This window comes from Bacillus sp. P4_E1, assembly GCF_056401715.1.
This window is the reverse complement of record NZ_JBFUIV010000004.1, coordinates 353,066-365,091: the sequence shown is the minus strand read 5'-3', so window position 1 is coordinate 365,091 and position 12,026 is coordinate 353,066. Positions and strand designations below refer to the sequence as shown.

General features: G+C 34.7%; 12 protein-coding genes and 1 pseudogene. 7 read left to right on the top strand and 6 right to left on the bottom strand.

Annotated elements, in window-relative coordinates; all coding sequences use genetic code 11:
* Positions 1-7: 7 nt before the first annotated feature.
* Complete coding sequence (locus tag AC1DS7_RS08160; protein WP_012260700.1) at positions 8-1,081, bottom strand: WD40/YVTN/BNR-like repeat-containing protein; 1,074 nt, start codon at positions 1,079-1,081, stop codon at positions 8-10.
* 268 nt (positions 1,082-1,349) lie between these two features.
* Between AC1DS7_RS08160 and AC1DS7_RS08155 the strand changes: the two genes are divergently transcribed.
* Both AC1DS7_RS08155 and fbpA read left to right on the top strand, forming a co-directional pair.
* Positions 1,350-2,249, top strand: a complete 900-nt coding sequence (locus AC1DS7_RS08155) for a cation diffusion facilitator family transporter (protein ID WP_002186194.1) — start codon at positions 1,350-1,352, stop codon at positions 2,247-2,249.
* Positions 2,250-2,442: 193 nt separating this feature from the next.
* On the top strand, positions 2,443-2,613 hold the full coding sequence (gene fbpA / locus AC1DS7_RS08150) for a Fur-regulated basic protein FbpA (protein WP_002012091.1): 171 nt from the start codon (positions 2,443-2,445) through the stop codon (positions 2,611-2,613).
* Between the two features lie 52 nt (positions 2,614-2,665).
* Here fbpA and AC1DS7_RS08145 read toward each other — a convergent pair whose 3' ends face one another.
* Both AC1DS7_RS08145 and AC1DS7_RS08140 read right to left on the bottom strand, forming a co-directional pair.
* On the bottom strand, positions 2,666-3,337 hold the full coding sequence (locus AC1DS7_RS08145; protein ID WP_002030983.1) for a GntR family transcriptional regulator: 672 nt from the start codon (positions 3,335-3,337) through the stop codon (positions 2,666-2,668).
* A 16-nt stretch (positions 3,338-3,353) separates the two neighbouring features.
* Entirely contained in the window at positions 3,354-4,319 is a 966-nt protein-coding gene (locus AC1DS7_RS08140; protein WP_016103098.1) for a DMT family transporter, read from the bottom strand.
* Between the two features lie 164 nt (positions 4,320-4,483).
* Between AC1DS7_RS08140 and AC1DS7_RS08135 the strand changes: the two genes are divergently transcribed.
* The gene (locus AC1DS7_RS08135; protein WP_002064702.1) at positions 4,484-4,795 is read left to right on the top strand and encodes a DUF3784 domain-containing protein; all 312 of its coding nucleotides are present in this window, start codon (positions 4,484-4,486) and stop codon (positions 4,793-4,795) included.
* Positions 4,796-4,870: 75 nt separating this feature from the next.
* On the opposite strand, the pseudogene AC1DS7_RS08130 reads toward AC1DS7_RS08135, so the two are convergent.
* Positions 4,871-4,988: pseudogene (locus AC1DS7_RS08130) on the bottom strand (cobalamin biosynthesis protein); the annotation flags it as partial.
* Between the two features lie 205 nt (positions 4,989-5,193).
* Between AC1DS7_RS08130 and AC1DS7_RS08125 the strand changes: the two are divergent.
* The 3 genes from AC1DS7_RS08125 to fumC all read left to right on the top strand — a co-directional run bounded on the left by AC1DS7_RS08125 (position 5,194) and on the right by fumC (position 9,167).
* Positions 5,194-5,853 (top strand): class I SAM-dependent methyltransferase, encoded by a 660-nt coding sequence (locus AC1DS7_RS08125; protein WP_002030981.1) that lies wholly within the window; start codon positions 5,194-5,196, stop codon positions 5,851-5,853.
* A gap of 395 nt (positions 5,854-6,248) precedes the next feature.
* Positions 6,249-7,652: a Na+/H+ antiporter NhaC gene (gene nhaC, locus AC1DS7_RS08120; protein ID WP_002126686.1), complete on the top strand. Its 1,404-nt coding sequence runs from the start codon at positions 6,249-6,251 to the stop codon at positions 7,650-7,652.
* A 126-nt stretch (positions 7,653-7,778) separates the two neighbouring features.
* Positions 7,779-9,167 (top strand): class II fumarate hydratase, encoded by a 1,389-nt coding sequence (gene fumC / locus AC1DS7_RS08115; RefSeq protein WP_476998905.1) that lies wholly within the window; start codon positions 7,779-7,781, stop codon positions 9,165-9,167.
* 205 nt (positions 9,168-9,372) lie between these two features.
* On the opposite strand, the gene AC1DS7_RS08110 is transcribed toward fumC, so the two are convergent.
* Together AC1DS7_RS08110 and AC1DS7_RS08105 are read right to left on the bottom strand one after the other, a co-directional pair.
* Positions 9,373-10,722 carry an FAD-binding oxidoreductase gene (locus AC1DS7_RS08110; RefSeq protein ID WP_199626640.1) on the bottom strand — a complete coding sequence of 450 codons (1,350 nt, stop codon included), beginning with the start codon at positions 10,720-10,722 and terminating at the stop codon, positions 9,373-9,375.
* Between the two features lie 230 nt (positions 10,723-10,952).
* Positions 10,953-11,375, bottom strand: a complete 423-nt coding sequence (locus AC1DS7_RS08105; RefSeq protein WP_088291342.1) for a PH domain-containing protein — start codon at positions 11,373-11,375, stop codon at positions 10,953-10,955.
* Positions 11,376-11,507: 132 nt separating this feature from the next.
* Between AC1DS7_RS08105 and AC1DS7_RS08100 the strand changes: the two genes are divergently transcribed.
* On the top strand, positions 11,508-11,696 hold the full coding sequence (locus AC1DS7_RS08100; protein ID WP_012260704.1) for a hypothetical protein: 189 nt from the start codon (positions 11,508-11,510) through the stop codon (positions 11,694-11,696).
* Positions 11,697-12,026: the final 330 nt, after the last annotated feature.

Below are 12,026 nucleotides of genomic sequence, written 5' to 3'. Positions count from 1 at the left end.
CTTTTTGTTAAGAACTAGTAACGAGCAATGCATGCGGATGCTGCGTTTTATATTCCTCTTTCCATGTAATGTTTAGTTGTTCCCACGTTTCACCGCTATCAGTGGATTGAAAGATGCCATTGTTATTTAAAGTGTAAAACGTATGTGGTTCGGCTGGATTTGTAGCAAACATCGAAATGACTGTACCAATTGCAGATGGTAGACCTTGCTGTACTTGCTGGAACGGAGTCTCTTTCGTTTTACGATAAATATAAGATTCATAAGGAATACGGTGATGAGCTAAATCAGCACTCGGTGCGGCAGAAACGAGAATTGTATCGCAATCAGCTGGATCGATAGCCATACTGTATAAATAATGATGCTCAAGTCCGTCACTACATGAGATCCAGCTGTTTCCACTGTTATAACTTTCAAGATATGCGCGATCAGGTCCGCCCATAAATCCGTCACCACATGATGCATAAAGGCGATTTGGGGCTTCAGGGTGCATGAGTAATTGATGAGCATCGATAGGAGCACCGAATTTTTTATCAATCCATGTATGCCCTTTATCATTACTTTGAATAACAGCACCAGCTTCGATTGAAACATGGAGTGTATTTGGATTGTTTGGATCAACTGTAATCCAGCGTACGTGATGGGTAAAAGGTCTAGGCGGAAAAGCCCACGTATAGGAAGATAATAATGATTTCATATTTTTAAGTTCAGTCCACGTTTCACCACCATTTTCTGAACGGAATAAAGCACTCGGTTCTGTGCCGACATAAACGACGCCGTAGCCGTTAACTTGTTCATTTGAGCTTATCGTTATAGAAGTAATAGAAGAGTGTAAAATACCATCCTCTTTAGGGAAATCAAAGTAACGATATGAATCTCCAATTGGTCTCCATGAATCCCCGCCATCGTCACTTAGCCATAAACCTCGTCCAAATGTGCCGCAATATACACGATTTGTTTGGAATGGATCAACCACAATACAGGTAGGTTGCATATTTTGTAAATGATATGTGGTTTCATAGTTACCATATTGTTCTTTTACTACAACAAGTTCACGCTCCATGCAGAGAAATAGTCGTTTCAAGTTTGTAACCCCCTTAAAAATTCTTTCATTAGTAAACAATATGAAAATAAAAAAGAAGTAGTCTTGTTTTTAGTTGAGAAAAAGGACTTGTTTGAAAAGTAGCGAAGTTTGTATACAGAGGAAGCGGGATAAAGTGAAACTTTAATCAGTGGGGTATTGTTCATCTTCTACGGATTAGTAGCATTCACTATCGGGCGTTAATGGGGGATAAAGATAGGGAATGTGTTTCATACTAACATACAGATATTGCACTTAAAGGAGTATTTGTATGGGACACTCACATGATCACGGTCATTCAAAAAATAAAAAAGCGTTATTAATTGCCTTCTTATTAACAACAAGTTTTATGATTGCTGAAGTTATTGGCGGATTTGTAACAAATAGCTTAGCACTATTGTCTGACGCAGGGCATATGTTAAGTGATGCAGTATCCTTAGCTTTAAGTTTACTTGCGTTCAAGCTTGGGGAAAAAACGGCAACGGCCGCGAAAACATATGGGTATAAGCGAGTCGAAATGTTAGCGGCATTATGTAATGGTGTCGTTCTTATTGTCATTTCAGTATATATTTTTATTGAAGCAATTCGTCGTTTTAAGGAACCAGTTGAAATCGCTAGTAATGGAATGCTCATTATTGCTGTACTTGGTCTGCTTATTAATATTGTATCAGCTTGGATATTAATGAGAGGCGGAGATGTGAAAGGTAATTTAAATTTAAGAAGTGCGTTCTTACATGTACTAGGCGATTTATTAGGTTCAGTTGGAGCGATTATTGCTGCGTTACTTATTAAATTTTTTGGATGGACTGCTGCAGATGCGGTTGCTAGTATTCTTGTGTCTATTTTAGTCATTATAAGTGGATGGCGTGTAACACGTGATACAGTTCATATATTAATGGAAGGTGCACCGCAGCACATAGATGCTGAAGAGGTGAAAAATACATTATTAAATATTACTATTATAAAAGAAGTTCATGATTTACATATATGGTCTGTAACATCAGATTTTCAAGTATTAACTTGCCATCTTATTATCGAAGGTAATGAAACGCAAAGCGTATTGAAAGAAGCAACGGATGTATTAAAGGGGAAATTTCATGTAGAACATGTCACCATTCAAGTTGAAATAGAAGGTGAATTTAACCATAATGAGACAACTTGCAAAGTATGAAAGAAAAAGGGTATGAAAAAGTGTCATAACATTTTTCGCGTGGCATACATATATATAATGTGGCCACAAATACTTTGTAAGGTAAATATTTCATAAGATTACTTTACTTATTAAGAATCATCTTTTATAATCAAAAGTGGTAATTGATAAAGATTATCATTTTCAATGATCGTAGAAAGGAGTTTTTTAAAAGATGAGTAGTCAACTCCGTTTTGCTGTTGAAAATCGTAAGAGACATTTAATTGATGAGTTAATTGGGGCAGGGGTGTTTAAGATTCGCGACCGACAATTATACGAGCTGTCTTTAGAGGAATTGGAAAAAGAGTACGAGCATATTGAAGATTACGCAAATATTCAGGCATAGCATATAGATTATTAAAGAAGGAGCTGGTTACACTTTTGTGTAACCAGCTTTATTATTTCATAGAAATTATTTTTTGTATTTCTTTCATTGGACGGAGCCAGTTTTGAGACATCATTTGTTCCATTCGTTTTTCATCCTGTTTTTGTAGTGCTTGAATTATAGAGTGATGTTCTTTAATAGATTGACTTGCAGGCACGAAGTTTTGGAAAAATAAATATTCAAGGCGTAAAATGTGAAGTTGCATATTTTCTAGAAAAGGTTCAATATATCGGTTTTTAGCAATAGAAGTAATTGTATTGTGAAATCGTATATCTAGTTCTAAAGCTTTTTTTGAATCTTTTTCATGTATAGATTGTTGAAAAGCATCATTTATCTCGGAAAGTAGTTTAATATCAGCGTCTGTAACTTTTTGAAGTGCTTGCTTTCCTATAATTGAGTGAAGACCAGCTATCGTCTCATAAATGATAGATACGTCGTCTAACTTAATAGGCGCGATTTTCGTTTTTTGCCCAGGTACCATTTCAACTAATCCAGAAAGCTCTAAAATTTGTAAAGCTTCTCTAACAGGTGTTCTGCTTACTCCTAGTGCTTCTGCCAATTCCCCATCATTTATTTTTTCATCAGGTCGTAAAACACCTTCTATAATCCAATCTTGCAGTTGATTTAAAACGAGTGACTTTGCTGAAACTCTTCCTGGTTTTTTATAATTTTGAGGGACAGGCATAGTGAATTCAATCCTTTCATTGTATATATTTCTTTTTCGTATTAACAAGCTTTAATTTTGGTTTTCCTTTATCCGGTTTTTGGCTTAATATGAGCACCATTACAATTACACAAAAAGCACCTAATAACTGAAAAGATTGAAACGGTACGTGCAAAATAAGCACAGAAGAAATAATAGCTGCGAGTGGTTCTGTACAGCCAAATAATGTTGTTTCTTTAGGCGTAAGGTATCTTATGCTATCTAAGTATAAATAAAATGCGATGAGTGTCCCGAAAATGACGACAAATGTAATGAGCGGGAGGGTACTTAGTTTTACATATTTCATAGTTGATAATAAAATGAATTCGTTTGTGGAAATAAAGTGTAAAATCGTTACGCCAATCCCTCCAATGATCATCCCCCATCCAACGATAACGGATGAAGACCACTTTTCTAACAATTCTTTTGAATACAAACTATAAAATGCAAGAGATAGTCCAGATAAAACGCCCCAAATGATAGCAGGTGTAGATACAGCTAAGTTATGAACAGAACCGTTTGTTAATAGGAGAAAAGTCCCTACTAATGAGAGGGTAATTGAAATATAATCAATTTTTGATGGGCGAACGCTCCATTTGAAAAGTAAGTATACAGTGATAAATATAGGGGCTAAATATTGTAACAAAGTTGCAACAGCAGCGTTTCCTTCTTTAATAGAAGCGAAGTACGTGTACTGTACAGCAAGCATGCCTAAAAGACCGAACAAAATTATCTTATTTGCATCAGACTTTTGTTTCCAAATTCCAAATATTTCTTTTTTGTTCGCTCCGAATGATGACATAATGAGCAAAATAGCACCGGATATAAGCAAACGGATTGTAACTAACCATTCAGTAGAAACGTTTTCATACTGAAAAAGTTGTTGCGCAGCTGTTCCGGATAAGCCCCATAAACAAGCACCGATTACAACCATAATAATTCCTTTTAAACGATTTGAATCCATAAAATATATAAGTCCTCCTTTCAAAAAAATATATATTAGATACAATATGCAATATATCACGAAATGGAGTATTAATAAACTGAAATTTCTAATTAAAAATAAAATTGTTTAGTAAGAACGATCATCTTTTTTGTGTATAGTAAAATATCGTAGGGGAGAGTTATATGCTAGCAGGATTTTTGGTTTGTTTATTTGTTGGATTACTTATCATTTTTTTAGGCTATCAAATACATGTGAAAAAGAGATTGTTTTTGTTGGCAGGCTATCAGGAAGAAACGTTTGTTGGAGATAAAAATAAATTAGCGAAGCTTTCAGGTGTGTTTTCCTATATAGTCGGAGTTGCTACTATACTATTACCGTTTGGCTTAGAAAAAATAGGTGATGTAGTTGGTATCGTATATGCTATCTTAATTGTTTTAGGTACAATTGTGTTTCTTATTAAAGCAAATATGTTAAATAAGAGTACTACAAAGTGAAAAAGGCTCCATGCTACGGAAGCCTTTTTATTATGAAGTGAAAGTAAAAGCGGGAATAGGATCAACAAATGTATTTCAATCTTGTTTCATTTCTTTTTCTGTTAATAGAACGATTCATATCGATGCCGATAAATACAAGTTCAGTTATTTGATCTCCATATCGTTCATCCAAGTTTTTCAATGCTTCTGGTTCTAAGGAATGCTATTTCCACTTGTGAAAATAAGTAAAGTAGAGAAGATTAAGAAGCCAGCAAATCCATATGTATATGAAGAATTACCCCAATAAGAATGGGGTAATTCTTCATCTTTTTATGAAATATAATCATAATCGCGGCGCCAAAAAAATAAAGATAAGAGTAATTTGGTTTGTTAAAAATATGTGTATAAGGAGATACGTGATGAACTGGGTTACTCATAAACCATCGTTTGAATTTGAAAATTTTAGTCCTATTATTCGGTCACAATCTGCGTGGAGTGGGCATTTAGATTTCGCATATGATTTAGTAAGATTTGAAGAACCAGCAACTTTAGTTGAGTTAGGTACGCATTTAGGTGCTTCCTTTTTTAGTTTTTGCCAGGGGGTAAAAGATGGTGGGTTAGCCACAAAATGTTTTGCTGTAGATACTTGGGCTGGAGATGGGCATACAGGTCCATATGGAGAAGGGGTTTTTCAAATAGTAGAAAAAGTGGTGAGGGATAACTACCTGAATATAGGGAATTTAATTCGGTCTACTTTTGATGATGCTCTGGATGAGTTTCAAGATGAAACGATAAATCTTTTGCATATTGATGGCTATCATACGTATGAAGCTGTTTCTCATGATTATAAAACATGGTTACCTAAAGTTGCGAAAAACGGTATTGTATTATTTCATGATATTGAAGTTAAAAACGGTGATTTCGGTGTGTATAAGTTTTGGGATGAGGTCAAGGTGAAATACCCTCATTTTCAGTTTGGGCATTCATATGGACTCGGAGTTTTATTTCCGAAAGGTTGTAGCGATAAGTTTTCGGAAATACTTAAAAATAAAGAAGAGATACAAAATATGTATAAATAAAAGAGGCGCATGCATCGATTAAATGATGTGTGCTCTTTTTTTATGTGGAAATATATTATTACATATGAGGTGAAAGCGGTAGTAAAAAGTTTTGTTGAGGCAAATATTAAAAAGGTTATTATGGGTTAATAATTAGTGGGGATGGATAAAACCCTCATTGATTAAAGTTTTATTTCATTAGGTGTTTTTATCTAAATAAATAAAAATACAACATTTTTTATATTTTTCATTGCGAAAAGCGCAATCTACTTTTACAATAGAAAGGGTTGTGAATATATTATACTGAAAAAATAAATCGAAATAATATGAAAATTTTGTTTTGTCTTCGCTAATTGTATACTACATACACGTAAGACTACATACATCATGTTATCGACTTGTAAGGAGAGAAAAAAATGAAAAGTGTAAGATTACCATCGATGCTAGAAATTATTATTCTTTTATGCCTATTTCTTGCTGTCGTCTTTTCCTTCCAAACGATTTTTGATCTCCCAATTCAATTAGCGCTATTTATTTCATGGTTTTTAGTTATTGCGCTTGGATTAAGATTAGGATTTCGTTATCAAGAATTGCAAGATGCAATTACGAAAGGGATTTCTAATGGATTAGAAGCAATTCTTATTTTAGTTGCAGTTGGGGCTTTAATTGGAACGTGGATTGCTGGTGGGGTTGTACCTACATTAATTTATTATGGATTAGAGTTCATTCATCCTAGCATATTCTTATTGGCAACTTTAATTATTTGTTCAATCACTTCTATCGCGACAGGAACATCATGGGGAACAGTTGGAACTGCAGGTATTGCTATGATGGCGATAGGTGAAGGGCTTGGATTACCACTTCCGCTTGTTGCGGGTGCAGTCCTTTCAGGAGCTTATTTCGGAGACAAATTATCACCACTTTCTGATAGCACAGTTCTTGCAGCTTCTATGGCGAAAGTAGATGTTATCGCTCACGTTCGAGCTATGCTCGTATTAGACGTTCCAGCTTATATTATTACCAGCATTATGTTTACTGTTGCTGGATGGATGTATGGCGGGGATAATGTAGATTTAAATAGAGTTGAGTTTTTAAAAGAATCTTTATTAAAGCACTTTGATATTAAAATATGGATGCTTGTTCCAGCGGTAATTGTTATTGTGCTATTGGCGATGAAGAAACCATCTATGCCAACAATTGCTATGGGAGCTTTAATTGGTGCAATTTGGGCAACACTTTTCCAAGGAATGAACTTTGGAGAGGCAATTGGAACAGCATATAACGGATTCTCAATTCAATCTGGTGTCGAGTTTGTCGATAAGTTATTAAACCGTGGTGGAATTAATGGTATGCTTGGTTCAGTAGCTGTTATTATTTTCGGATTAGGTTTTGGTGGATTACTTGAAAAGTTAGGTGTTCTAAAGGTAATCGTATCGAAATTTGAGAAGAAATTAAATTCTGCAGGTAATGTAACATTGTCTACATTAATCGTTGCATTTTTAGCTAACATATTTGGTTGTGCGATGTACGTATCACTTATTTTAACACCAAAAATTATGGAAGATAGCTATGATAAATTAAAAATAGATCGCCGCGTATTAGCACGTAACTCAGAAGTAGGTGGAACTTTGACTTCTGGTATGGTTCCATGGTCTGATAATGGTATTTTTATGGCTGGTATTTTAGGTGTATCAACATTATCATACGTTCCATTTATGTGGCTAAGCTTCGTATCACTCATTTTAGCAGTTATTTATGGATATACAGGCAAGTTCATTTGGTATGTAGATGATGCGGATAAAGGAAAGCAAGCATCATAAAAAAATTACCTTCTGCGGTGGCGGAAGGTAATTTTTTTTATATGTATTAATGAGAATTCTTATCATTTGATAGAAAGTCTGTTAAAATAAAAGATGTAGGTATTTTATTTTCAAGGGGATGAAAAAATGGAGTACAGAATTGAAAGAGATACATTAGGAGAAATGAAAGTTCCAGCTGATAAATTATGGGCAGCACAAACGCAGCGTAGTAAGGAAAATTTTCCGATTGGAACAGAGCATATGCCGCTTGAAATTGTAAAAGCATTTGCGATTTTAAAGAAGAGTGCAGCGCTTAGTAATCAAAAATTAGGAAAGCTATCAGAAGAGAAGACGCAAGCAATTGTGGAAGCTGCTGATGAAGTTATCGCAGAAAAATGGAATGAACATTTTCCACTTGTCGTATGGCAAACGGGTAGTGGTACACAATCGAATATGAATGTAAATGAAGTAATTGCAAACCGCGGTAATCAAATTTTGAAAGAAAAGGGATCTGACGTACATATTCATCCGAATGATGACGTGAACATGTCTCAAAGTTCAAATGATACGTTCCCAACAGCACTTCATGTAGCGTGTGTAATTGCGGTAGAAAACCATGTATTGCCAGCTATTACGAAATTAAAAGAAACATTAGCAGAAAAAGTAACTGCATTTGAACATATTATTAAAATCGGTCGTACGCATTTACAAGATGCAACACCTTTAACGTTAGGACAAGAAATTAGCGGATGGCACCGTATGCTTGAAAAAACAGAGCGTATGATTGCAGATAGCAATACATATATGAAAGAATTAGCAATTGGTGGTACTGCGGTTGGAACTGGAATTAATGCGCACCCTAAATTTGGTGAGATGGTAGCAGAAGAAATTAGTCTGTTTACAGGTAAACAATTTGTTTCTGCACCAAATAAATTCCATGCGTTAACGAGCCATGATGAAGTTGTATTTGCACATGGAGCATTAAAAGCATTAGCTGCTGATTTAATGAAGATAGCTAACGATGTGCGCTGGCTTGCAAGTGGTCCACGAAGTGGTCTTGGGGAAATTATTATCCCTGCAAATGAACCAGGAAGCTCTATTATGCCAGGTAAAGTAAATCCAACGCAAAGTGAAGCATTAACAATGGTTGTAGCACAAGTTATGGGGAATGACACAACAATCGGATTTGCTGCGAGCCAAGGTAATTTTGAGCTAAACGTATTCAAACCAGTTATTGCTTACAACTTCCTGCAATCTGCTCACTTATTAGCTGATGCAACCGTTTCGTTTAATGATAAATGTGCAGTTGGTATTGAAGCAGATGAAGAAGTAATTAATGAAAATGTAAATCGTTCATTAATGCTTGTAACAGTGCTAAACCCACATATCGGGTATGAAAATGCCGCGAAAATTGCAAAGCATGCCCATAAAGAAGGGTTAACTTTAAAAGAAGCAGCATTGCAATCTGGACTACTAACAGAAGAGCAATTTGATGAGATTGTAGATCCGAAAAAAATGATTGCTCCGAAAGAATAATAGAAGAGGCCAAGATTCTTAATTTAGAATCTTGGCTTTTTTATCCCGCTATTTGCCGGGCAGTAAAACTCCTACCTCAAAATTCGGCTGAAGCAAAGAAGTTAGGTGGGAGCCCTGCTGCCCATAAACGCCCGATTGGTGAAGGCTAATAATCAGTGGGGGATGAACAAAACCTCCACTGATTAAAGTTTCACTTTATCACATATTAATTTTTAATTCCTTGCGGAAAAGTAAATACACATAAAGGGTCATATTTTTTACCGATTTTTCTTAATTTGTTCGCATGTGTCCCGTAATAAGCGTTCATATAATCTTTCAAATCGCTGTATGGGAAATTGATGAATGAGCCTTCTGTTATAGATTCTATATAGTCAAATCGGCTTTCTAACCATTGGGAATTATCCTTTTTAACAATCGGATCTTCCCATATAGTTTGGATTCCTAGAATATAATGTGCATCGCGGTAATAAAAAGCGCTCGCATCTTTACCTACATCTTGAATTTTTCCTCCAAGGGGGTAGAGACTTATAGCTGCAAAAATACTACCGGAAGCTCTATCTTCAATAAGACTAATAATTTTTTCGATTTCTTCCTCGTTATATTGTTTATGAACGAACCGGCCTATAGATTTAAATTGTTCAGACGAGGGATATGAAGATTCTACAATGGCCATTGCTTCAAGAAAACTGATATATTGTAAATTCATCTTCACCCCGTTTATATTGAGTAAATCTTGTAGAATGAACGCTGCATCTTCTGGGGTACCGTAATATAAACCTCGTCCATATATTGCAAGTCCTTCCACAGCAGAGTTGTATATGCTCGCACCGATTGTCATCTTACTATTTAAATTTACTAGCCAGCTTTGCCATGTGTGAAGAAATTCCTTTTGGATGTCTACTGAAGCGTTAGGCCAATATAGTTCAACGAAAGTAACTTTATCAACTATTGGAGGGAGCTTAAAAGTTAGCGAAACAACGATGCCAAAATTTCCGCCACCTGCCCCGCGACAAGCCCAAAATAAGTCTTTATGGCAAGTTTCATTAGCTGTAATTACTTTACCTTTATAGTCAATTAATTCTAACTCTATTAAATTGTCACAACCAAGGCCGAAATACCTACTAGAATAGCCCCAACCGCCACCTAAAGTGTATCCACTTACTCCAACAGTTGGACAAGTTCCTCCTGGAAATGGATAACCTTTTGAAGAGATAAAGTCATAGATTTGTTTATTTTGAGCACCACCTTGAATGACTAATGTATTTTTATGTTCATTAAGCTGCATACAGTTCATTTTACTTATATCAATTACGAGGACATTGTTTCCGACAGAATATCCTTCGTAATGGTGTCCACCAGAACGAATGCGAATAGCAATTTCATTTTTTCTCGCCCAAATAATCGCATTACTAACATCCCATTTCGTAAAACAATAAATGATAGCTAAAGGAAACTTTTGAATAGCCCGATTCCATTCTTGTCTAGCTTCTTCGTACTCACAATCATATCTTGTAATAATTTCACCTGTTAATCCTTCATAACTTAACTCATACATAATAAGCACCTTTCATTCATTTTGTGTAGTAGTTTGTTTTTCTAGAAATAGTGTATGTTCGTATCGTTTGTTTGTGATGAAGGCGTAGTATCTTTATGTAATAAAAAATAGACTAACTATTGGGGAGTTAGCCTGAGGGGAGAATAAATATGTAAACGGCGGTTTTACTTGGGGAGGATATTCAATTCTTATATAGTTATCCTAATAGCATTGAACTGTCTCAAACAAAATTATTCATTTGAGGTACTATTGATTATTTTCACATTTGGCCAGTTTTCTTTTAAGAGTGAAATGAATTTCTCCTCTTCTTGTGGTACGAAAGATGTTACTGAGTCGAATAAATTATAATGAATTTCTATTTGTTGTCTTGTCCAATTTTCTGAACGAAGCTTTTTACCAGAGTATTTAATGTGGCGTATATCTTCAAATGGAATTTCAGTACGGAGTATGAAACCATGTTTAACAATAAGGGCAGATTCCGTTATTTTGTAATGAGAAAAATAGAAAGAAGAGAGATTCACGATATTTAAGAGCATCATGAGAGTGAAAAAAATAGAATTCTCATTTTGAAAGAATAGAGAAATGAAAAAAACGACTAAAAACAATGAGATTAAAATGATATGAAATGGATTTTTTTTCGCTTTAAATTTCAAGTAAATCACCTCGGTATACCAGTCATTAAAATAATTAAATCACAATATTGTAATGAAACGTAAAAATATGCAACATTACATATTCTTACGTTTCATTATTCGTGTAAACTTTTTTTGATGGGGTAAATTTGAATGGAGTTTTCAAAAGTGGAGTTGCATAAAATGATTTGCAGAAAAAGTATTAAAGTAATAGTCATAATTAGTTGTATGATGATTAGTGGTTGTTCAAATAGATTCGTTGAGGATGGAAATCGAAAACATGTATTTGTAAAAGCAAGTAAAGTTTTAGTAGAGGTTGTTTATAAAATATATAAAAGGTAAAAGGTGTTTTCGTATATGGAAACACCTTTTTTGTAGTTAAAATTGAATGCTGAAGTTTTGGAATGTGTGAATGCCGGTTCCATGTTGAATTAGGTTTGTAGCACTTAAATATTGAACAGCATATTTCACATCTTAATAATAAGTGGTTTCTAAAAACACATTCGCTGTTTGTTGGGATAAGTCCTTTTTATAACGTATAAACAGATATTTTTATAAAAGTTTGTAAAATAGGTAAACGAAATATTGAATTGTTTGCTTTTTGTATGGTAAGATGATGGAGTGGTAATAAACGGTATCGTAATTTGTTTATGGTTTTAATAAACCCTTTGG